The sequence below is a fragment of the Streptomyces sp. S3(2020) genome (genome assembly GCF_013044505.1).
Classification (GTDB): domain Bacteria; phylum Actinomycetota; class Actinomycetes; order Streptomycetales; family Streptomycetaceae; genus Streptomyces.
Genome location: NZ_JABERD010000029.1, coordinates 34,753 through 56,826, shown reverse-complemented (window position 1 = coordinate 56,826; position 22,074 = coordinate 34,753). Strand labels below are relative to the sequence as shown.

Below are 22,074 nucleotides of genomic sequence, written 5' to 3'. Positions count from 1 at the left end.
GGTCTCAGTCCTTCTTCCGCTTGCTCCGTCGTGACGCCACAACGGTGCGGCCCACGATCACGGTACGCCGGGGTGCCTTGGCGGGCACGTCGTCCTTGCGGCCGCTGATCGCCCTGCGCACGCCGTATCCGAAGGCCGCGACCTTGACCAGGGGGCCGCCGAAGGTGGAGGCGACGGTGGTGGACAGCGCGGAGGCATTGGAGGTGACTTCCTGGACGTCCGAGGCGATGGCGTCCACCCGGTCGATCTGGGTCTGCGCGGAGCGCACCGCCGAGGAGGCGTCCGCCAGCAGCGGGACAGCCTGGTCGGTCACGTCCGCCACCAGCTTGGTGGTCGCCCTGAGCGTCTGGGCCAGCCTCGCCAGCGCGACAGCGAGGAAGGAGACCAGGATCGCCCAGAAGACGGCCACCAGGATCCCGGCCACCTCGCCACCGGACACTGCGCACCCGCTCCCGTATACGTGCCTGAACATCGAAAAAGTCGTGCGGTGAGCCTATCGCGCCGCGGGCGGGCCTCCGCACCGGATTACCGTGCGCGCGGGGGCCGAGTCGCCCGGGGCGATTGTACGGACCGAACACGCTTCAGTACGCTCCGTGTTCCATGCGTGACGATCGGCTCTGCGACGGCAACCTCCCCCTCGAACTGGACGCGTTCGTGGGCCGCTCGGCCGAACTCGCCGCACTCTGCCTGGCTCTGGACGGCTCACGGCTGGTGACCGTGACCGGCGCCGGTGGTATCGGCAAGTCCCGGCTGGCGGCGCGGGCGGCGCTGCGGGACGGGGCGTGGCGGGTGGAGCTGGCGTCGGTGCGCGATCCGGAGTTCGTCGACTTCGCGGTCGTGGAGGCGCTGGGGCTGACCGACCACACCACACGGCTGCCCCGCGAGATCCTGCTCGCGCACCTGACGGAGCCGGGGCGTGAACTCCTGCTGGTTCTGGACGGGTTCGAGCATCTGGTGGACGCCTGCGCCGAGCTGGTGAGCGATCTGCTGCACCGGGTGCCGGGGCTCAGGGTGCTCGCCGTGGGTCGTCGGCCGCTGTCGGTTGCGGGCGAGCGGGTGTTCGCGCTGGAGCCGCTCGCCGAGGCCGAGGCCGTGGAGCTCTTCGTGGACCGGGCGGCGCGGCAGGGGGTGTCCGTCGCCGCCGATCCCGACGTGACGGAACTGTGCCGGCGCCTCGACGGCATCCCGCTCGCCGTCGAGCTGGCCGCGGGGCGGCTGCGGGCCCTGTCCCCCGGTCAGTTGCTGGAGCGGCTCGACGACCGGTTCCGGCTGCTGACCGGCGGCGGCCGGGACACCTTGCCCCGCCATCGGACGCTGCGTACGGCGATCGGCTGGAGCCATGAGCTGTGCTCGCCCCAGGAGCGGCTGCTGTGGTCGCGTCTCTCGGTGTTCGCCGGGCCGTTCGACCTGGCGGCCGTGGAGTATGTGTGCAGCGGGAACGGGCTGGCCGAGCAGGACGTCCTCGACGTGCTGACGGAACTGCTCGCGCAGTCCGTCGTCGGGCGCGAGGAGAGTGCGACGGGCGTGCGCTACCGGATGCTGGACACGGTCCGGGCGTACGGCGCCGAGTGGCTGGAGGCGACCGGGGACGCGGACCGGCTGCGGCGCCGGCACCGGGACTGGTACCTGGGCCTGGCGACCTGGTGCGAGCTGGACTGGTTCTCCCCGCGGCAGACCGAGGTGGCCGCCCGTGTCGACGCGGAGCTGCCGAATCTGCGCTGCGCCCTGGAGCACTGTCTGGGCGACCCGGACGAGGCGCATCTGGGCCAGTACCTCGCGGGTTCGCTCTGGTTCTACTGGGTCGGCTGCGGGCGGCTCTCGGAGGGCCGGCACTGGCTGGAGCAGGCCGTGCGGCTGGAGTCCGACAACGAACTGTCCCGGCTCAAGGCCCTGTGGGTGCTCGGCTACGTCGCGATCCTCCAGGGCGACACGGTGCCGGCGCTGGCCGCGCTCCACGAGTGCCGGGAGGAGGCGGAGCGGTCCGCGAACCCGACGGCGGTGGCGTACGCCGAGCACCGCACCGGCTGTCTGGCCCTGGTCAGTGACGACATGCCCCGCGCGGAGACGCTGCTGCGCTCGGCGCTGGAGCGCTACCGGGAGATCGGCGAGCTCAACAGCAACGTCCTGATGGGCCAGGTCGAGCTGGCGATGACGCGGGCGTTCCAGGGCGATCTGCCGGAGGCGGTACGGCTGTGCCAGGACGTCCGCCGGGTCTGCGAGGACCACGGCGAGGGCTGGACCCGGTCGTACGCGCTGTACGTACTGGCGTACGCGGCCTGGAGCGAGGGCGATCCGGCGGCGGCCCGCACGCTGCTGACCGACTGCCTGGGCGCCGCGCACGCCTTCCACGATCTGCTCGGCTCGGTGCTGACGATCGAGTTGCTGGCCCTGGTCACGGCGGCCCAGGGCGACGCGGCGGAGGCCGCGGTCCTGCAGGGCGCCGCCGCCGCGATGTGGCCCTCGGTGGGTCTGCCGCTGTTCGGCTCCGCCTACTACAACGCCCCGCACGAGCTGTGCGAGGCGATGGCCCGTGAGGACCTGGGCGACGAGCGGTACGCGGAGTGCGTACGGACCGGGGGGCGGCTCGGCCGGGACGCGGCCGTGGCCCGGGCGCTGGGGCGGATCCCTCAGGTGCTGCCCGCGCCGCGCGGACCGGCACGGCATGCTCAGGGTGCCGTCGCCATGCAGGAACCCGCCGCCTCGCCCACCCGCAAGGGTGGGGAGACGGCGGGCTGAGGTGGTGCGTGTACTACGTCCGGCTGGTGATCAGCGGGCGTAGTACTCGACGACGAGCTGCTCGTCGCAGATCACCGGGATCTCCTTGCGGTTCGGCTCACGGTCCAGGCGGAAGGCCAGGGCGCGGAGGTTCACCTGGAGGTAGCGCGGGGTCTCGCCGTCGGGGGCGAAGCCGCCCTCACGGGAGATGGAGAAGAGGGTCTTCTCGCGGCTGCGCTCGCGGACCATCACGACGTCGTCGGGACGGACGCGGAACGACGGCTTGTCGACCTTGCCACCGTTGACCTCGATGTGGCCGTGGACGACCATCTGGCGGGCCTGGTAGATCGTGCGGGCGATGCCCGAACGCAGGACCAGCGCGTCGAGACGGCGCTCGAGCTCGATGATCAGGGCCTCACCGGTCTTGCCCTGCACCTTGGAGGCACGCTCGTAGGCGCGGACGAGCTGACGCTCGGACACGTCGTACTGCGCACGCAGACGCTGCTTCTCGAGCAGACGGACCTTGTAGTCCGAGTTCTGCTTGCGGCCACGGCCGTGCTCACCCGGGGGGTAGGGACGGGCCTCGAAGTACTTGACGGCCTTCGGGGTCAGCGCGATGCCGAGGGCACGCGACTTCTTGACCTTGGGGCGGGACTGATTCGCCACAATCTCTCATTTCTCAGTGTTCGGCTCGTCAGGGTTGAGGGAGGTCGCATCCGCAGCCGGGGAAACCCGCCGGGTCCGTTGCCGGGCCTGGTGGGCAGCCGCTCCCTGGTCTGGGCACATATGTGCAGCACACGAGTGGCCCACCTACCGTGAACGGAGGTGGGCTGCCCGCGACACCATTCGAACGGTGCGCGACGCTCCTGGAACCCACTGGGGGTTCCGGCTGACCGTCCCGTTCTGACTGCACGGGACACAGCGCTCCGAGGATTCTACAGGGCGCTCAGGACCGCTTGCGACCGAGGTGCTGTCTGGTCCACTCGACCGCGTCCGCGTACCGCGCCTCGGCGCCGTGCCTGGTCGGCGCGTAGTACTCGCGGTCCTTGAGGGCGTCCGGGGCGTACTGCTGCTCGGCGATGCCCTCGGGCAGGTCGTGCGGATACACGTACCCCTGCGCGTGGCCGAGCTTGGCGGCGCCCTTGTAGTGCCCGTCGCGCAGGTGGGGCGGCACGGATCCGGCCAGTCCCTTGCGTACGTCCTCCATGGCGGCGCCGATCGCCATGGTCGCGGCGTTGGACTTGGGGGCCAGCGCGAGGGCGATGGTGGCGTGGCTGAGGGTGAGGGCGGCCTCGGGGAAGCCGATCATGGCGACGGCCTGGGCGGCGGCGACGGCTATGGGCAGGGCGTTGGGGTCGGCCAGGCCGATGTCCTCGCTGGCGGAGATCATCAGGCGGCGGGCGATGAAGCGGGGGTCCTCGCCGGCCTCGATCATCCGGGCCAGGTAGTGCAGGGCGGCGTCGACGTCCGAGCCCCGGATGGACTTGATGAGGGCGCTGGCGACGTCGTAGTGCTGGTCGCCGTCGCGGTCGTACTTCACGGCCGCGCGGTCGACGGTCTCCTCCAGCGTGGTGAGGGAGATCTCCGCCTCGCCCTTGTCGAGCGCGGCCCCGGCGGCGGCCTCCAGGGCGGTCAGGGCCCGGCGGGCGTCGCCGCCGGCGATGCGCAGCAGGTGGTCCTCGGTGTCCTCGGGGAGGGTGACGGTGTCCTTGAGGCCTCGGTCGTCGCCGAGGGCCCTGCGCAGCAGCCCTCTGAGGTCGTCGTCCGTGAGGGGTTCGAGGGTCAGCAGGAGCGAGCGGGACAGCAGCGGGGAGATCACCGAGAAGTACGGGTTCTCCGTGGTCGCCGCGATCAGGGTCACCCAGCGGTTCTCGACGGCGGGGAGAAGGGAGTCCTGCTGGGCCTTGCTGAAGCGGTGGATCTCGTCGAGGAAGAGGACGGTCTCCTTGCCGTACCCACCCGTGGCACGGCGGGCTCCCTCGATGACCGCGCGGACCTCCTTGACGCCCGCGGTGATCGCCGACAGTTCGACGAAGCGTTTGTTGGTGGCCTTGGAGACCACGTACGCGAGGGTCGTCTTCCCGGTGCCGGGCGGGCCCCAGAGGATCACCGAGGACGGGCCCGCCGGGCCGCCCGTGCCCTCGCCGACGAGGCGGCGCAGGGGCGAGCCGGGCTTCAGCAGATGCTGCTGGCCCACCACCTCGTCGAGGGTGCGCGGGCGCATCCGTACCGCCAGGGGACTCCCGGCGGGGTCCTTCTCCTGGCGCTCTTCGGCGGCTGCGGTGAACAGGTCGGGCTCCACGTCGAGAACCCTAATTCACCGCACTGACAATCCCGCCCGGGCCTGTGCGGGCCCGGTCAGCTGGTCCAGAAGTCCCACCAGCGCGTCAGGATCAGCATGCCGATGATCCCGATGTGCAGGACCGGCAGCACCCAGGTGAACTCGCCGAAGAAGCTCTTCAGCCAGCGCGGGGCGGGCAGGAAGCCGTTGCGCACGTTGAACGAGGTCACGTACCAGAACATGATGATCGTCGCGACCCAGGCCAGGGAGCACCACAGGCACAGGGCGTTGATCCGGTACAGCGACTGGAACATCAGCCAGGCGCAGAAGGAGACTCCGAACAAGGTGCCGGCGTTGAAGGTCAGCCAGTACCAGCGCGGGAAGCGGGCCCGGCCGAGCAGGCTCATGCCGACGCAGATGACGATGCCGTAGGCGACGAGGCCGAGCATCGGGTTGGGGAACCCGAAGGCGTGGGCCTGATCGCTCTCCATGACGCTGCCGCAGGAGACGACGGGGTTCAGGCTGCAACCGGGGGTGAAGCTCTTGCCCTCGACCTTGGCCTCGAGGAGCTTGAACTTGTCGATCGTGATGACCCACGCGGCGAGCAGGCCGGCCGCGCCGGTGAGCACCAGCATGACGGCGAAGGCACGACTGCCGCCCACCGACCGTGGCTCAGCGGCCCTCTCCTCCGGCTCTGGCTCGGTGGAGACGTCTTTGACTGTGGTCTTGCTCATCACGCCGATTCCGTCTGCTTGAGAGTTGGACCTTCTTCGGGCAGGGGCCATTGTGCCGTACAGAGGGCCTTGTCCACCGTTCGGTGGACATAAGGAAGGACGCTCGGTCGTCCCTGAGCGTTCGGTTCCGGCCGAGGCTCGACGGCATGACAACACACGCGAACGAACTCGCGGTGGACGTACGGGGGCTGCGCAAGCAGTACGGCGACGTGACCGCGGTCGACGGTATCGATCTCGGCATCGGCAGGGGCGAGGTGTTCGGCCTGCTGGGGCCCAATGGCGCGGGCAAGAGCACGACGGTGGAGATCCTCCAGGGCAACCGGAGCCGGGACGGTGGCGAGGTCCGGGTGCTGGGCGCGGATCCGGCGAAGGGCACACGCGCGTGGCGTTCACGTGTCGGAATCGTCTGGCAGGACGAATCGGCGCCCGCCGAGTTGACGGTCGGCGAGACCGTACGGCACTTCGCCCGCTACTACCCGAAGCCGCGTGACCCTCAGGAGGTCATCGGTCTGGTGGGTCTCCAGGCGAAGGCGGGCAGCCGGATCAAGGCCCTGTCGGGCGGGCAGCGCCGCCGCCTCGATGTGGCGCTCGGTGTGATCGGCGGTCCCGAACTGCTGCTCCTGGACGAACCGACGACCGGCTTCGACCCGGCGGCCCGACGCCAGTTCTGGGATCTGATCCGCACCCTGTCCGACGAGGGCACGACCATCCTCCTCACCACGCACTACCTGGAGGAGGCGGAAGCCCTGGCCGACCGCCTCGCCGTGGTGACCGCGGGCCGGATCGTCGCCGAGGGCCGCCCGGCCGCCCTGCGGGACCGGTACGGCACCGAGGCCACCGTCGAGTGGACCGAGCCGGACGGCGCCCCGCGGACCGAGCGGACGGCCACCCCGACCCGCACGGTCGCCGAGCTCGCGCACCGCTTCGACGGCGAGATCCCGGGGCTGCGGGTGAGCCGCCCCACGCTGGAGGACGTCTACCTCCGGCTGACCGGACAGGAGGACGCACGATGACCACGACTGTCGTACGGACCCGCGCGGACGCGGAAACCGAGCGGCTGCCCGGCGCGTTCGGGATCGGCCTCCAGCGGGGCGCGCTGGAACTCAGGCAGTTCTTCCGGCAGCGCGACCAGGTGGTGTTCACCTTCGCCTTCCCTGTCGTCTTCCTGTTCCTGTTCGCGTCGATCTTCAGCGACGACGTGGAGGGCGCCGGCATCACGGCCTCCCAGCTCTACGTCCCCGCGATGATGGCCGCCGGCATCATGTCGACGAGCTTCCAGTCCCTCGGCATCTCGATCGCCATCGAGCGCGACGAGAAGGTGCTGCGCCGGCTCCGGGGCACCCCCATGCCACCGGCCTCGTACTTCCTCGGCAAGATCTGGCTGGTTCTGGTCACGGGGTTGATGGAGACGGCGATCCTGCTGCTCGTCGGCACGACGCTGTACGACGTCGAGCTGCCCTCGGACGCCACGCGCTGGTTCCACTTCACCTGGATCTTCGTCCTCGGGCTGACCGCGTGCGCCCTGCTCGGCATCGCGATCAGCTCGGTCCCGAAGTCCGGCAAGAGCGCGACCTCGGTGGTCGTGCTCCCCTTCCTGGTCCTCCAGTTCATCTCCGGCGTGTACATCGCGATCGACACCATCCCGGACTGGATGCTGGACATCGGTGCCCTGTTCCCGTTGAAGTGGATGTGCCAGGGTCTGCGCGGGGTGTTCCTGCCGGACTCGGCGCAGGTCCTCGAACAGGCCGGCGGCTGGGAGTTCGGCCGTATCGCCCTGGTCCTGGGGGCCTGGTGCATCGGAGGATTGGTGCTGTGCCTGCTGACCTTCCGGTGGAAGAACCGGCGCGACGGATGAGGATCCCCGCCGGGCTGGTGGGCGCCTACACCTGGGACCGCTCGTTCCGGCTCTGGGACACGTACTTCGCGATCGTCTGGCTGGCCACCTTGGTGTTCGTGCTCGGCACGGACGTCCCGGGGTGGCCGGTCCGGGTCACGGCGGCGGCGCTGCTCGTGCCGTTGATCCCGCTGTACGTCGTGGTCGGGCGCCCCGTCCTGCGGGGCGATCCGCCGGACGAGCGGCGGGCGTTGGGCTTCCTGGCGGCCATGATGGCGCTGTTCCTGCCGTCGGCGGTGCTGGTCGGCGAGACACGGCTGATGACGTTCGCGCTCGTGCCGCCGTGCTTCATGACGCTGCGTCTCCGGTGGGCTCTGGGGGCCGTGGCCGTCATCAATCTCGTGCCCGTGGTGGGCTGGGCCCTGTTGTGGTGGCCGAGCGACCAGGACGTCTTCTTCAACTCGGTGTTCGCGGTCGTCACCTTCGTCTTCTCGGCGGCCGTCGGCAGCTGGATCATCCGGATCATCGAGCAGAGCCAGGACCGGGCCGAGCTGATCGCGGAGCTGGACGCGAGCCGGCACGAGGTGTCGCGGCTGTCGGCGGCGCACGGGGCGCTGGCCGAGCGGGAGCGGATGGCCCGGGAGATCCACGACACGCTCGCCCAGGGCTTCACCAGCCTGCTGATGCTGGTCCAGGCGGTCGAGGCCGAGCTGGAGTGCGACGTGCCGCAGGCCCGCCGCCATCTGGCGCTCATGGACGAGACGGCCCGGCAGAATCTCGCCGAGGCACGCGCCCTGGTCGCCGGGGCGGCACCGGCGGACCTGGACGGGGCCTCGCTCCCCGACGCGCTGCGTCGGCTCGCCGCCCGCCACGCGGCGACGCTGGAGGTGACGGGCCCGGTGCGGCCGTCGCCCGCCGGGGCCGAGGTGGTGGCCCTGCGCTCCTGCCAGGAGGCCTTGTCGAACGCCCGTAAGCACGCCGGGAGTTCGGCGACCGTCGGAATCGCCCTGGCCTACGCCGAGGAGACCCTGACCGTGTCCGTACGGGACGACGGCCACGGTTTCGACCCCTCGTCCGTGACCGGCGGCTACGGGCTGGCGGGGCTGCGCGCCCGGGCCGCCGAGGCCGGCGGGACCGCCCGGGTGGACAGCACCCCGGACGCCGGCACGACGGTCACCGTCCGGTTGCCCGTACCGCCTGTGAGGAGCTCTTCGTGATCCGGATCATCCTGGCCGACGACCACCCCGTCGTACGGGAGGGGCTACGGGCCATGCTGAGCGCCGAGCCGGACCTTGAGGTGGTCGCCGACGCGTCCAGCGGTCCGCGGGCGGAGGCGCTGGCCGCGGAGCTCCGGCCCGACATCGTGCTGATGGACCTGCGGATGCCGGAGGGCGGGGGTGTGGACTCCATCGAGCGGATGGCCGCGGCCGGGCTGGGCTGCCGGGTCATCGTCCTGACCACGTACGAGACGGACCGCGACATCCTGCGGGCCGTGGAGGCGGGCGCGGCGGGCTATCTGCTCAAGGACCTGCCCCGCGGGGAGTTGGCGCAGGCGGTACGGGCGGCTGCGCGCGGCGAGACCGTACTGGCGCCGTCGGTGGCGGCCCGACTGGTGGACCAACTACGGACCAAGCCGGAACGTCCACGACTGTCCACGCGCGAGACGGCCGTGCTGCGGCTGGTGGCGGAGGGGTGCACGAACGCGGAGATCGGGCGACGGCTGTACATCGGGGAGTCGACGGTGAAAACCCATCTGCTGCGGGTTTTCGGCAAGTTGGGGGTGGACGACCGGACGGCGGCGGTGACGAGCGCGATGCGGCACGGCCTGCTGGACTGAGCCTCGCCCCCAGGGGGCTCCGCCCCCTGGACCCCCGCTCCTCAAACGCCGGAGGGGCTGACCAACCGGCCGAAGCGGGGGTCTGGGGGCGGCAGCCCTCAGGGACGGGACGGGTAGGGGCGGCGGGGGCGAGGAAGACTCAGCCGAGGCGGGATTCCAGTTCCGCCACGATCTCGTTCACGCCGATCGCCGTCTGCTCGCCGGACTGCATGTCCTTGAGCTGGACGACGCCCTCGGCGAGGTCGCGTTCGCCGGCGACGACGGTGTAGCGGGCGCCGCTGCGGTTGGCGTTCTTCATGGCGCCCTTGAGGCCCTTGGCACCGTAGGAGAAGTCGGCCGCGATGCCGACCTTGCGAAGCTCCGTCACCTTGGCGAAGAGGACCCGGCGGGCCTCCTCCCCCAGCGGTACCGCGAAGACGCTGGTCGTGGAGGGGAGTTCGAGTTCCACGCCCTCCGCCTCCAGCGCGAGGACCGTCCGGTCGACGCCCAGCGCCCAGCCCACCGACGGCAGCGCGGGGCCGCCGATCATCTCGGACAGTCCGTCGTAGCGACCGCCACCGCCCACCGCGGACTGGGAGCCCAGACCGTCGTGGACGAACTCGAAGGTCGTACGGGTGTAGTAGTCCAGGCCACGCACCAGCTTGGGGTCGTCCTCGAAGGCGACGCCCGCCGCGGTGATCAGTTCGCGGACCTCCTCGTGGTACGCCTTGCAGGCGTCGCAGAGGTAGTCCCGCAGCAGGGGTGCCCCCGTGAGCTGCTTCTGGACCGCCTCACGCTTGTCGTCGAGGACCCGCAGCGGGTTGATGTCCGCGCGGCGCAGCGTCTCCTCGTCGAGGTCGAGCCCGCGGAGGAAGTTCTGGAGCGCCTCCCGGTACACCGGACGGCACTCCTTGTCGCCCAGGCTGTTGAGGAGGATCCGGAAGTCGCGCAGCCTCAGCGAGCGGTACGCCTGGTCGGCCAGGATGAGCAGCTCGGCGTCGAGCGCCGGGTCCTCCGCACCGATCGCCTCGGCGCCCACCTGGGAGAAGTGGCGGTAACGGCCCTTCTGCGGGCGCTCGTAGCGGTAGTACGAGCCGGAGTACCAGAGCTTGACGGGGAGGTTGCCCGCCTTGTGGAGGTTGGCCTCCAGCGCCGCGCGCAGCACGGAAGCCGTGCCCTCGGGGCGCAGGGCGAGCCGGTCGCCGCCCTTGGTCTCGAAGGCGTACATCTCCTTCGTCACGATGTCGGTGGACTCACCGACACCGCGTGCGAAGAGCTCGACGCTCTCGAAGCCGGGCGTCTCGATGTAGCCGTAGCCGGAGTTGCGCAGCGGGGCCGCGATCGCCTCGCGGACCGCGAGGAACTTCGCGCTGTCCGGCGGGATGAGGTCGTACGTGCCCTTGGGGGCCTTGAAGGTGCTCACGGAAAGTCTCGTCACATTCCTCGTCGGGGAGCCTCGGAGGCTCCCTGGCCGGCGGCCACCTGCCGCAGATACGGGTTGGTGGCACGCTCACGGCCGATGGTCGTGTGCTCGTTGTGGCCGGGCAGCACCACGGTCGAGTCGTCGAGAGGCAGGACCACGCGGGCCAGGGACTCGAGCATGTCGTCCATGGAGCCACCGGGGAAGTCGGTGCGTCCGATGGAGCCGGCGAACAGCAGGTCGCCCGAGAAGAGGAGCGGCGGGATGTCCGCCGCCTCGGGCATGCCGAAGGTCACCGACCCCCTGGTATGGCCGGGCGCGTGCGCCACGGTGAGCTCCAGTCCCGCCAGTTCCAGCCTGACGCCGTCGGTGAGCTCCTTGACGTCGTCCGGCTCCCCCACGGTCAGCTCGCCCATGAGCGGCATCCCGATGGAGCGGCCGAGCGCCTTCTCCGGGTCGCTCATCATGAACCGGTCCTCGGGGTGGATCCACGCGGGTACGTCGTGCGCACCGCAGACCGGGACGACCGAGGCCACATGGTCGATGTGGCCATGGGTGAGGACGACGGCGACGGGCTTGAGCCGATGCTTCTTCAGTGCCTCTTCGACTCCCTGGGCGGCCTGATGGCCCGGGTCGATGATCACGCACTCCTCACCGGCGGCGGGGGCGACGAGATAACAGTTCGTCCCCCAGGCCCCGGCGGGGAACCCGGCAATGAGCACGATCGTCCTTCGTTGTGTCGATAAGGGCGGGCTTAAAAACGGCTGAGCCTGTGGTCAGAGCCTACCGGCGCTGCCGTTTCCTCAGCGAACCCATATACGGTACGGGGCAAACGCACGCGGTCGGCTCACTAGACGCAGGCGTCCCAGCAGGCGTACGAGACGCATGAGGAGAGAACCCGGTGGTCACCCAGGAACAGCGGAAGCGGCAGCTCGCCCGGGAGAAGTTCTTGCGGCAGCAGCAGCGGCGCACGGCCGCGCGGCGCAAGGCCCGCATGCGCAACTCCGTGATCGCGTCGGTGCTCGGCGTGATCCTGGTGGGCAGTCTGGCGCTCTATACGTCGGATGTCCTCAAGGGCGGCGACGACAAGTCCGACGCCGCCGCGACCACGCCGTCGGCGACGCCCAGCGCGATCGCCGACCCGTGCGAGAAGGCCGCGGAGGGCAAGGTCAAGACGGCGACCTGGAAGAAGGAGCCGTCGATGACGATCGACAAGTCGGCGAAGTACACGATGAAGCTGGCGACGACGTGCGGTGACATAGACATCGCGCTCAAGACGAAGGCGGCCCCGCACACCGTCAACTCGTTCAGCTTCCTCGCGGCCAAGGGCTACTTCGACCACACCAAGTGCCACCGGCTCACCACCAACGGCATCTACGTGCTCCAGTGCGGCGACCCGACGGGCAGCGGCAGCGGTGGTCCCGGCTACACGATCCCGGACGAGAACCTGAAGGACAAAAGCCTCAAGGACAACGTCTACCCGGCGGGCACCATCGCGATGGCGAACACCGGGCAGGCGCACACCGGCGGCAGCCAGTTCTTCCTCGTCTACCAGGACAGTCAGCTGCCGCCGAGCTACACGCCGTTCGGTACGGTTTCCGAATCCGGTATGACGGTCCTGAAGAAGATCGCCGCCGCGGGTGAGAGCACCGGAGCGGGTGACGGAGCTCCCAACGCAACGGTCGTGATCAACAAGGCGACTGTCACCAAATCCTGACCCCCAACAGCGAAATTTCGGTCGCGCGGGATGCGGACAGGCAACCCGCCGGTCGCCTATGTTGGCCGTGACGAAACTGTGGACGATGCCCGGGGGCGCTGAAGCCCTCTGCAGGCATCATGTGGAGGAGGCGCTGTGAGCAGCGACCCGTGGGGCCGCGTCGACGAGACGGGGACCGTGTACGTGCGTACGGCCGACGGCGAGCAGGTCGTCGGTTCCTGGCAGGCCGGCTCCCCTGAGGAGGCGCTGGCCTACTTCGAGCGCAAGTACGAGGGCCTGGTTGTCGAGATCGGCCTCCTCGAGAAGCGAGTGAAGACCACCGATCTGTCGGCGAAGGACGCACAGGTCGCCATCGACCACATCCGCGAGCAGGTGGACGCGCACCACGCGGTCGGCGACCTGGACGCCCTCAAGGTGCGTCTGGACAAGCTCGTGGAGACGGTCGAGAAGCGTCGCGAGGAGCGCAAGCAGCAGCGTGCCAAGCAGTCCGACGAGGCCCGTCACTCCAAGGAGGCGCTGGTCGTCGAGGCGGAGGAGCTGGCGCAGTCCGACCAGTGGCGGGCGGCCGGTGAGCGGCTGCGGGCCCTGGTGGACACCTGGAAGGGGCTGCCGCGGCTGGACCGCAAGTCCGACGACGAGCTGTGGCACCGCTTCTCGCACGCCCGGTCGGCGTTCTCCAAGCGCCGCAAGGCTCACTTCGCGTCTCTGGACGCACAGCGCGAGGACGCCCGTAAGACCAAGGAACGGCTGGTCTCCGAGGCCGAGGCGCTGTCCGCCTCCACCGACTGGGGTCCGACGGCCGCCCGCTACCGCGAGCTGATGGCGGAGTGGAAGGCCGCGGGCCGTGCCCAGCGCGAGCACGAGGACGACCTGTGGAACCGCTTCCGCGGCGCCCAGGACGTCTTCTTCGCCGCCCGCAGCTCGGTCTTCGCGGAGCGCGACGCCGAGCAGTCGGAGAACCTGAAGCTCAAGGAGGAGCTGGCCGAGGAGGCCGAGAAGATCCTCCCGGTCACCGACCTCAAGGCGGCGCGCGCCGCGTTCCGCCAGGTCAACGAGCGCTGGGAGGCCATCGGCCACGTCCCGCGGGACGCGCGTCCCAAGGTCGAGGGCCGGATGCACGCCGTCGAGCGGGCCATCCAGGAGGCCGAGGAGACCGAGTGGCGCCGGACGAACCCGGAGGCACGCGCGCGTGCCGCGGGTCTCACCGGCCAGCTCCAGGACGCCGTGGCCAAGCTCCAGGGCCAGATCGAGCAGGCCCGCACCCAGGGCAACAACGCCCGCGCCGACAAGCTCGAGCGCGAGCTGGCGGGCCGCCAGGCGCTGCTGGACCAGGCACTGAAGGGCCTTCAGGAGTTCGGCGGCTGAAAGCCCCGGACCTCGGATCAGCTTCTACGACGAGAAGGGCCCCGTACCTCGCGGTACGGGGCCCTTCTCGTCGTGTGCCCTACGACCGGGCGCGTGCCGACGTCACGCGGTAGACGTCGTAGACGCCCTCCACGCCGCGTACCGCCTTCAGGACGTGGCCGAGGTGCTTCGGGTCGCCCATCTCGAAGGTGAAGCGGGAGGTGGCGACGCGGTCGCGGGAGGTCTGGACGGCCGCGGAGAGGATGTTGACGTGCTGGTCGGACAGGACGCGGGTGACGTCGGAGAGGAGCCGGGAGCGGTCCAGGGCCTCGACCTGGATGGCGACCAGGAAGACCGAGGACTGGGTGGGCGCCCACTCGACCTCGAGGATGCGCTCGGGCTCGCGGGACAGTGACTCCACGTTCACACAGTCGCTGCGGTGAACCGATACGCCGCTACCGCGCGTGACGAAACCGATGATGGGGTCGCCGGGCACGGGGGTGCAGCAGCGGGCGAGTTTGACCCATACGTCGTCGACGCCCTTGACCACGACGCCGGGGTCGGCGCTGGAGCGGCGCTTGCGGCCGCGGCCGCGGGACGGCGGGACCGCCTCGTCGATCTCCTCGGTGGCCGCCTCCTCGCCGCCGAGCGCGGAGACCAGCTTCTGCACGACGTTCTGCGCGGAGACATGGCCCTCGCCGATCGCCGCGTACAGCGCGGAGATGTCGGGGTAGCGCATCTCGTGGGCGAGCGTCACCAGGGAGTCGCCGGTCAGGATGCGCTGGATCGGCAGGTTCTGCTTGCGCATCGCGCGGACGATGGCGTCCTTGCCCTGCTCGATCGCCTCGTCGCGGCGCTCCTTGGAGAACCAGGCCCGGATCTTGTTGCGGGCCCGCGGGGACTTGACGAAGCCCAGCCAGTCGCGGGAGGGACCCGCGCCGGCCGCCTTGGAGGTGAAGACCTCCACCAGGTCGCCGTTGTCCAGGGTGGATTCGAGCGGCACCAGACGGCCGTTGACTCTCGCCCCTATGGTCCGGTGGCCGACCTCGGTGTGGACCGCGTACGAGAAGTCCACGGGGGTGGCGCCGGCGGGCAGCGCTATCACGTCGCCCTTGGGCGTGAAGACGAAGACCTCGTTGCGCGAGAGGTCGAAGCGCAGGGACTCCAGGAACTCTCCGGGGTCCTCGGTCTCCTTCTGCCAGTCGAGGAGCTGGCGCAGCCACGCCATGTCGTTGAGGTGGTCGTCCTTGCCGGTGGTCCTCGGCTGGTCCGAACGCACCTTGGAGGTCCCGGCGACGGCCTCCTGCTTGTACTTCCAGTGCGCGGCGATGCCGTACTCGGCGCGGCGGTGCATGTCGAAGGTGCGGATCTGGAGCTCGACGGGCTTGCCGTTGGGCCCGATGACCGTCGTGTGCAGCGACTGGTACATGTTGAACTTGGGCATCGCGATGTAGTCCTTGAACCGCCCCGGAACCGGGTTCCAGCGGGCGTGGACGGTACCCAGGGCCGCGTAGCAGTCCCTGACCGTGTCCACCAGGACGCGGATGCCCACCAGGTCGTAGATCTCCGCGAAGTCACGGCCGCGGACGATCATCTTCTGGTAGACGCTGTAGTAGTGCTTCGGGCGGCCGGTGACGGTCGCCTTGATGCGGGCCGCGCGCAGGTCCTGCTGGACCTCGTCGGTCACTATGGCCAGGTACTCGTCACGCTTCGGTGCCCGCTCGGCCACCAGCCGGACGATCTCGTCGTACATCTTGGGGTAGAGGATCGCGAAGGCGAGGTCCTCCAGTTCCCACTTGATGGTGTTCATGCCCAGGCGGTGGGCGAGCGGCGCGTAGATCTCCAGGGTCTCGCGCGCCTTCTTCTCCTGCTTCTCGCGCTTGAGATAGCGCATGGTGCGCATGTTGTGCAGGCGGTCGGCGAGCTTGATGACCAGGACGCGCGGGTCCTTGGCCATCGCGACGACCATCTTGCGCACGGTCTCGGCCTGCGCGGCCTCACCGAACTTGACCTTGTCCAGCTTGGTGACGCCGTCGACGAGCAGGGCGACCGAGTCACCGAAGTCGCGGCGGAGCTGGTCCAGGCCGTACTCGGTGTCCTCGACGGTGTCGTGCAGCAGGCCCGCCATGAGGGTGGCGGGGTCCATGCCGAGCTCGGCGAGGATGGTGGTCACGGCGAGCGGGTGCGTGATGTACGGGTCGCCGCTCTTGCGCTTCTGGCCGCGGTGCCAGCGTTCGGCGACCTGGTAGGCCGTCTCGATCTTGCGCAGCGTCGCGGTCTCGATCTTCGGGTCGTTGCTGCGCACTATCCGCAGCAGCGGCTCCAGGACCGGGTTGTACGGGTTGGAGCGCTGGACGCCGAGACGGGCGAGACGGGCGCGGACGCGGTTGGAGGAGCCGCCGGAGCGGGCGGGCTGGCCGGCCGGCGGGCGGACCGCGGCGGGCGTGGCCGCGGGCGCGTGGCGCTCGGGCGGTGCCGGCTTGGGGCGCGGCTGCTCGGCCGACTTGTCGACGGGCGCGGACTGGGCGTGCTCGACCGAGCCCTGCGCGGCGTTCTTCGCGGGCGTGGCCGCGGTGCCTGAGCTGGGCTCGGGCTTGGCGGCGGTCAGTGGCTGGGCCTCGTCTGGCAAGAGGACTCCTCGTGCGCGAACCGGGTCCCCCGATCAGGCTCCGGAGACCCCATGGTAGCGATCCTGCGGCTCGGGATCGCCTTCAGGCGGGTGTGAGGACCGTCTACCGGTGAAACGTGAGGGGTTGCCGCCGGCATTCCGGAGTCTGTGCGAGGGGGCCGCTGTGGCTGGTCGCGCCCACGCGGCGGAGCCGCATGCCGGATACAGCCCCGTGCCCCTTCAGGGGCGCGAAACGGCCGCCCCGGGTATACCGGGACGGCCGTTCTCGTGAGATCTGTGTCGGTCTCAGACCACCAGGAGCGCTTCCAGCGGAGCGCCCGCCAGCGCCGGTTCCAGACGGGCGCGGCCTGCCAGGAAGCCGAGCTCCATCAGGACCGCCAGGCCCGCGACCTCGGCGCCCGCGCGGCGGATGAGCTGGATCGAGGCCTCGGCGGTGCCGCCCGTGGCCAGGACGTCGTCGATGATCAGGATGCGGTCGTCCGACGACAGGTCCTCCGCGTGCACCTCGATCTCCGCGGAGCCGTACTCCAGGTCGTACGCCTGGCCGAGGGTCGCTCCGGGGAGCTTGCCCGCCTTGCGTACGGGGATGAAGCCGAGGCCCGCGCGGACGGCCACCGGGGCGCCGAGGATGAAGCCGCGGGCCTCCAGACCGACGACCTTGGTGGCGCCGGTGCGCCCGGCGATCTCCGCGAGCGCGTCGGTCAGGGCGGTGAAGGCCGCCGGGTCCGCCAGGAGCGGGGTGATGTCCTTGAACATCACCCCCGGCTCCGGGTAGTCGGCCACATCACGGATGCGGGAGGACAGCAGCTCCTTGATGCCGGTCATCGCCGCTTCCCCGAGGGGCGGCCGCGACCCCGGTTGCGCGAGGCGGGCTGGGTGCGCGGGCCGACGACCGCGTGGGCGTCCTCCGGCTCGTCACCGTGCGGGTCCTCGCCGCGGGCCTGCGCCTGGCCCTCCTCCGTGGTGGCCTGGGCGCGCTTGGCCAGGACCCGCTTCCTGAGGGACTTCATCTCCGGCTCGAGTTCCTTGAGGTCGGCGACGAGCGGTGTGGCGATGAAGATCGAGGAGTACGCACCGGCGGCGAGGCCGACGAACAGCGACAGTGAGATGTCGTTGAGCGTGCCCGCGCCGAGGAAGCCGCCACCGATGAACAGCAGGCCCGCCACCGGCAGCAGCGCGACGACCGTGGTGTTGATGGAGCGGACCAGGGTGCCGTTGATCGAGCGGTTGGCGACGTCGCTGTAGGTCCAGCGGGTCTGCTTGGTGATGTCCTTCGTCTGCTCCTTGAGGGAGTCGAAGACGACCACCGTGTCGTAGAGCGAGTAACCGAGGATGGTCAGCAGACCGATCACCGTGCCCGGTGTGACCTCGAAGCCGACGAGGGCGTAGATGCCGACGGTGATGGTGATGTCGTGGATCAGGGCGATGAGCGCCGCGATGGCCATACGCCACTCGAAGGCGATCGCCAGATAGATCACCACCAGGACCATGAAGATCGCCAGACCCTGCCAGGCCTTGTTGGCGATCTGGTCGCCCCAGCTGGGCCCGACGAGGTCGGCGGCGATCTTCTCCGGGTCGACCTTGAAGTCCGCCGCGAGCTTGTTCTTGATCTCGTCGGACTGCGTGGTGTCCATGCCGGCGATCTGGATGCGCAGCGTGCCGTTGCCGAGCTTCTGCACGACGGCGTCGTGGCCGGAGGCCTCTTCCGCGTAGTCCTGGGCCTGGGAGACCGAGACGCTGGTCTTCTCGGTCGTGAAGACGGCGCCGCCCTGGAAGTCGATGCCCATGTTCAGGCCGCGCACCGCCAGGCCGACGATGGCCGTGATGGTGATCAGGATCGAGATGCCGTACCAGAGCTTGCGGTGGCCGACGAAGTCGTAACTGATCTCGCCACGGTGCAGTCGGGCGCCGAGGTTGCCGAGTTTCGACATGCTCACGCCTCCTTCGTCTCAACGGGGGCGGGACGGCGGGTGCGCCGCAGTGGCGGCTGGGCACCCAGGCTCTTCGGGTCGAGGCCGGACCACTTGTTGCCACTCGAGAAGAACGGGCGGCGGGCCAGGAGCGTCATCAGCGGCTTGGTGAAGAAGAAGACCACGACGACGTCGAGGACGGTGGTCAGACCCAGCGTGAACGCGAAGCCCTGGACCTTGCCGACGGTGACGATGAACAGCACCGCGGCGGCGAGGAACGACACGAAGTCGGAGACCAGGATGGTGCGCCGGGCACGCGGCCAGGCCCGCTCGACGGCGGGGCGCAGGGAGCGGCCCTCACGGATCTCGTCGCGGATGCGTTCGAAGTACACGATGAACGAGTCCGCGGTGATACCGATGGCGACGATGGCACCGCACACGGCCGGCAGGTTCAGCGCGAAGCCGATGGCCGGGCCGAGCAGCGCCATGAGCACATAGGTCAGGATGCCGGAGACCAGCAGCGAGGCGATCGCGACGAGCGACAGACCCCGGTAGTAGAACACCAGGTACAGGATGACCAGCGCGAGGCCGATCGCACCGGCGAGCAGACCGGCGTGCAGCTGGTCGGTGCCGAGCGCGGCGGTCACCGTGGTCACGCTCTGCTCCTGGAAGGAGAGCGGGAGCGCGCCGTACGACAGCATGTTGGCGAGGCTCTGGGCCTCCTCCTGCGTGAAGCTGCCGGAGATCTGGGCCTGGCCGCCGGTGATGGACTGGCTGACGGTCGGGCTGGAGACGACCTGGCCGTCGAGGACGATGCCGAACTCGTTCTGCGGCAGGGTGTTCTGGGCGAGCTGGCCGGTGATGTCGGCGAACTTCTTGGCGCCGCTCTTGTTGAAGTCCATCGTGACCTGCCAACCGGCGGCGGTCTGCGTGTCGTAGATGGCCTGGGCCTTGTCGACCTCGGTGCCGGCGACGGCGGCCGGGCCGAGCAGGTACTTGTACCAGACGCCGTTGATCTCGCCGCAGCCCACGGTGGAGTCCTCGGGCTTGACGCCGTCGCCGGCCTTGTTGCGCTGTGCCTGCTTGGAGCAGTCGAGAGCGGTGTACGCGGCCTGGAGCTTGGCGTCGGCGGAGGTGCCGGTGCTCGCGGAGGCGGAGGGGCTCGCGGAGGCCGAGGCGGAGGCGGAGGCGGATCCCGACGGGGTCGGGTCGGCCTTCAGCGCGTCGGAGGCGGCGCGACCCTGCGTGGTGGCGGAGGCCGACGGGGAGCTCGACGAGGTCGCCTTCTCACCCGTGGTGGCCGACTCGCTGGTGGAGGGGCTCGGCGAGGCGCTGGAGGAACCGCTGGAGGACGCGCTCGGCGAGGCCGTCGCGGCGGCGGCGCCGGTGGCCTCCTGGGCCAGCACCGGACGGAAGTACAGCTTCGCGGTGGTGCCGACCTGGTCCCGGGCTTCCTTGGAGTTGGTGCCCTTGGGGATGTTCACGATGATGTTGCGGTCGCCCTGGGTCTGCACCTCCGCCTCGGAGACGCCCAGGCCATTGACACGGCGGTTCATGATCTCGACCGCGGTGTCCATGTTGGCCTTGTTGATCGCGGACCCTTGGTCGGCCTTCGCCTCCAGCGTGATGCTGGTACCGCCGGCGAGGTCGATACCGAGACGCGGCTTGGTGTGACCGGAGGCGAACATGCCTCCGGTGAGCGCCACGATGGCGATCAGGATCAGGGCCAGCGAGCGCCCTGGCTTGCTCTGGGCACTCGCGCTCCGGCCCCTCTTGGGTGCTGCCACCTTCTCGTATCTCCCTCTCGGGCCGCCTCACGCCGGGTCATCGGGCGGGCGACCATGACATGGTGTCGGGATCCCGTGCGAGCTGCGTACGTCCGAGGGCGCGCAGGCCTGGCCCACGCGCCCCGGGGTACGGCTACTTCGCGTCGGAGTCGCCGTCGGTCTTCTTCGGCTCGTCGTCCGTCTTCGCCTCGGCGGCCTCGGCGGCCGGCTCGGTCTCGTCGGCGGGCTCGTCCTTCTTGCCGAGGTCAACGGACTTGTCGTCGTCGGAGGCGGCGGCAGCTTCGTCGTCGACGGACTCGTCGGTCTCGGTGAGGGAGGAGGCGTCGTCGGGAACGACGTCGGTCTTCAGGTCGTGCTCGACACCGTGGACGATGCGGTTGTACTCGTCGTCCGTCAGGACGGCACCGATCGCGTTCTTCGCGAAGAGGAGTTCCACGCCCGGGCCCGCGTCGACGAGGATCGTGTCGTCGTTGACCTCCTTGACCGTGGCGTACATGCCCCCGATGGTGCGGATGCCGCTGCCGGGCTCCAGCTGGTTCCGCATGTCGGCGGCCGCTTGCTGCTTCTTCTTCGCCGACCGGGTCATCAGGAACATGGCCCCGATGAGCACGACGAACGGGAGGAGGGTCACGAGACTCACGGGTCGGTACTTCCTTCACGTGACCGCGATGGTGAGCGGCCTGATGGTTGGGGGTATGCGCGCCGCCGACAAAGGCGGCATCGGCGGAGTCTAAGCGAGTCCGCGTGCAGGGAACAACGCTCAGCATGGCACCCGGGTTCCTGGCCCGGCCAATCCCGCGCCGTCACAAAGGCATCACGTCCCGAACAGGTCTCCTTGTCCGTTTCCTGTGGCCGCGGAGCGGGGCGGGGTGAGGCCGAGGTGCACCCATGCGGCGGGAGTGGCGACGCGACCACGGGGGGTGCGGGCCAGCAGACCCTCGCGTACGAGGAAGGGCTCGGCGACCTCCTCGACGGTCTCGCGCTCCTCCCCCACGGCGACCGCGAGGGTGGACAGGCCGACCGGGCCGCCGCCGAACAGCTTGAGCAGGGCCTCCAGGACTCCGCGGTCCAGGCGGTCGAGGCCGCGGGCGTCGACCTCGTAGACCTTCAGCGCTGCCGCCGCGATGTCACGCGTGATGAACCCGTCCGCCTTGACCTGGGCGTAGTCCCGCACCCGGCGCAGCAGCCGGTTGGCGATACGGGGTGTGCCGCGGGAGCGGCCGGCGATCTCGGCGGCGCCGGCGGTGTCGATCTCGACGTCGAGGAGGTTCGCGGAGCGGTGGATGACGCGCTCCAGCTCGGCGGGCTCGTAGAACTCCATGTGCGCGGTGAAGCCGAAGCGGTCGCGCAGCGGGGGTGGCAGCAGTCCCGCGCGCGTGGTGGCGCCGACCAGGGTGAACGGCGGCAGTTCGAGGGGGATGGCGGTGGCGCCCGGGCCCTTGCCGACGATCACGTCGACGCGGAAGTCCTCCATCGCCATGTACAGCATCTCCTCGGCGGGCCGGGACATGCGGTGGATCTCGTCGAGGAAGAGGACCTCGCCCTCCTGGAGCGAGGAGAGGATCGCGGCCAGGTCGCCGGCGTGCTGGATGGCGGGGCCCGAGGTGATGCGGATGGGGGCGCCCATCTCGGCCGCGATGATCATCGAGAGGGTGGTCTTGCCCAGGCCGGGGGCGCCGGAGAGCAGCACGTGGTCGGCGGTGGCGCCGCGCGCGCGTGCGGCGCGCAGGACGAGGTCGAGCTGTTCGCGGACCTTCTCCTGGCCGATGAACTCGTCCAGGTCCTTGGGCCGCAGGGCGGCCTCCACGGCCTGGTCCTCACGGTCGGCGACAGAGCCCACCAGCCGCTCGGGGGCGGTCGCGTCGGTGGTGTCGTCCCAGTTCACTG

General features: G+C 70.1%; 19 protein-coding genes. 7 read left to right on the top strand and 12 right to left on the bottom strand.

Annotation, left to right across the window (positions count from 1 at the left end; all coding sequences use genetic code 11):
- Window positions 1–4 precede the first annotated feature (4 nt).
- Window positions 5–472, bottom strand: a complete 468-nt coding sequence (locus HLK59_RS12695; protein ID WP_171141477.1) for a DUF948 domain-containing protein — start codon at window positions 470–472, stop codon at window positions 5–7.
- Between the two features lie 128 nt (window positions 473–600).
- Between HLK59_RS12695 and HLK59_RS12690 the strand changes: the two genes are divergently transcribed.
- Window positions 601–2,736, top strand: a complete 2,136-nt coding sequence (locus HLK59_RS12690; protein WP_171141476.1) for a regulator — start codon at window positions 601–603, stop codon at window positions 2,734–2,736.
- A gap of 30 nt (window positions 2,737–2,766) precedes the next feature.
- Here the strand turns inward: HLK59_RS12690 and rpsD are convergent, their stop codons facing one another.
- The 3 genes from rpsD to HLK59_RS12675 all read right to left on the bottom strand — a co-directional run bounded on the left by rpsD (window position 2,767) and on the right by HLK59_RS12675 (window position 5,730).
- On the bottom strand, window positions 2,767–3,381 hold the full coding sequence (gene rpsD / locus HLK59_RS12685) for a 30S ribosomal protein S4 (RefSeq protein WP_171141475.1): 615 nt from the start codon (window positions 3,379–3,381) through the stop codon (window positions 2,767–2,769).
- A 280-nt stretch (window positions 3,382–3,661) separates the two neighbouring features.
- Entirely contained in the window at window positions 3,662–5,017 is a 1,356-nt protein-coding gene (locus HLK59_RS12680) for a replication-associated recombination protein A (RefSeq protein ID WP_171141474.1), read from the bottom strand.
- A gap of 56 nt (window positions 5,018–5,073) precedes the next feature.
- Window positions 5,074–5,730 (bottom strand): vitamin K epoxide reductase family protein, encoded by a 657-nt coding sequence (locus HLK59_RS12675; protein ID WP_171141473.1) that lies wholly within the window; start codon window positions 5,728–5,730, stop codon window positions 5,074–5,076.
- Between the two features lie 146 nt (window positions 5,731–5,876).
- Here HLK59_RS12675 and HLK59_RS12670 point away from each other — a divergent pair, with 146 nt between their 5' ends.
- The 4 genes from HLK59_RS12670 to HLK59_RS12655 are packed head-to-tail and all read left to right on the top strand — an operon-like array spanning window position 5,877 to window position 9,401.
- The gene (locus tag HLK59_RS12670; protein ID WP_171141472.1) at window positions 5,877–6,743 is read left to right on the top strand and encodes an ABC transporter ATP-binding protein; all 867 of its coding nucleotides are present in this window, start codon (window positions 5,877–5,879) and stop codon (window positions 6,741–6,743) included.
- Entirely contained in the window at window positions 6,740–7,585 is an 846-nt protein-coding gene (locus tag HLK59_RS12665; RefSeq protein WP_171141471.1) for an ABC transporter permease, read from the top strand. Before HLK59_RS12670 ends, HLK59_RS12665 begins: the two co-directional genes overlap by 4 nt.
- Window positions 7,582–8,781: a sensor histidine kinase gene (locus HLK59_RS12660; RefSeq protein WP_171141470.1), complete on the top strand. Its 1,200-nt coding sequence runs from the start codon at window positions 7,582–7,584 to the stop codon at window positions 8,779–8,781. The genes HLK59_RS12665 and HLK59_RS12660 overlap by 4 nt, the downstream gene beginning before the upstream one ends.
- Window positions 8,778–9,401 (top strand): response regulator transcription factor, encoded by a 624-nt coding sequence (locus tag HLK59_RS12655; RefSeq protein WP_171141469.1) that lies wholly within the window; start codon window positions 8,778–8,780, stop codon window positions 9,399–9,401. The genes HLK59_RS12660 and HLK59_RS12655 overlap by 4 nt, the downstream gene beginning before the upstream one ends.
- A 139-nt stretch (window positions 9,402–9,540) precedes the next feature.
- Here HLK59_RS12655 and hisS read toward each other — a convergent pair whose 3' ends face one another.
- Window positions 9,541–10,803, bottom strand: coding sequence for a histidine--tRNA ligase (hisS, locus tag HLK59_RS12650; protein WP_171141468.1), 1,263 nt, complete (start codon window positions 10,801–10,803; stop codon window positions 9,541–9,543).
- An 11-nt stretch (window positions 10,804–10,814) separates the two neighbouring features.
- Window positions 10,815–11,522 carry an MBL fold metallo-hydrolase gene (locus HLK59_RS12645; protein WP_171141467.1) on the bottom strand — a complete coding sequence of 236 codons (708 nt, stop codon included), beginning with the start codon at window positions 11,520–11,522 and terminating at the stop codon, window positions 10,815–10,817.
- Between the two features lie 179 nt (window positions 11,523–11,701).
- On the opposite strand from HLK59_RS12645, the gene HLK59_RS12640 reads away from it, so the two are divergent.
- Both HLK59_RS12640 and HLK59_RS12635 read left to right on the top strand, forming a co-directional pair.
- Entirely contained in the window at window positions 11,702–12,517 is an 816-nt protein-coding gene (locus tag HLK59_RS12640; protein WP_171141466.1) for a peptidylprolyl isomerase, read from the top strand.
- A gap of 135 nt (window positions 12,518–12,652) precedes the next feature.
- A complete protein-coding gene (locus tag HLK59_RS12635; protein WP_171141465.1) occupies window positions 12,653–13,882 on the top strand; it encodes a DUF349 domain-containing protein in 1,230 nt (409 codons plus the stop codon).
- A gap of 79 nt (window positions 13,883–13,961) precedes the next feature.
- Here HLK59_RS12635 and HLK59_RS12630 read toward each other — a convergent pair whose 3' ends face one another.
- The 6 genes from HLK59_RS12630 to ruvB all read right to left on the bottom strand — a co-directional run bounded on the left by HLK59_RS12630 (window position 13,962) and on the right by ruvB (window position 22,072).
- Window positions 13,962–16,490: a RelA/SpoT family protein gene (locus HLK59_RS12630; RefSeq protein WP_171141464.1), complete on the bottom strand. Its 2,529-nt coding sequence runs from the start codon at window positions 16,488–16,490 to the stop codon at window positions 13,962–13,964.
- Window positions 16,491–16,775: 285 nt separating this feature from the next.
- Window positions 16,776–17,315, bottom strand: a complete 540-nt coding sequence (locus HLK59_RS12625; protein ID WP_171141463.1) for an adenine phosphoribosyltransferase — start codon at window positions 17,313–17,315, stop codon at window positions 16,776–16,778.
- The gene (secF, locus tag HLK59_RS12620) at window positions 17,312–18,421 is read right to left on the bottom strand and encodes a protein translocase subunit SecF (protein WP_171141462.1); all 1,110 of its coding nucleotides are present in this window, start codon (window positions 18,419–18,421) and stop codon (window positions 17,312–17,314) included. The genes HLK59_RS12625 and secF overlap by 4 nt, the downstream gene beginning before the upstream one ends.
- Window positions 18,422–18,423: 2 nt before the next feature.
- Window positions 18,424–20,187: a protein translocase subunit SecD gene (secD, locus tag HLK59_RS12615; protein ID WP_171141461.1), complete on the bottom strand. Its 1,764-nt coding sequence runs from the start codon at window positions 20,185–20,187 to the stop codon at window positions 18,424–18,426.
- 133 nt (window positions 20,188–20,320) lie between these two features.
- On the bottom strand, window positions 20,321–20,827 hold the full coding sequence (gene yajC, locus HLK59_RS12610; RefSeq protein WP_171141460.1) for a preprotein translocase subunit YajC: 507 nt from the start codon (window positions 20,825–20,827) through the stop codon (window positions 20,321–20,323).
- A 174-nt stretch (window positions 20,828–21,001) separates the two neighbouring features.
- Window positions 21,002–22,072 carry a Holliday junction branch migration DNA helicase RuvB gene (ruvB, locus tag HLK59_RS12605; protein WP_171141459.1) on the bottom strand — a complete coding sequence of 357 codons (1,071 nt, stop codon included), beginning with the start codon at window positions 22,070–22,072 and terminating at the stop codon, window positions 21,002–21,004.
- Window positions 22,073–22,074 lie beyond the last annotated feature (2 nt).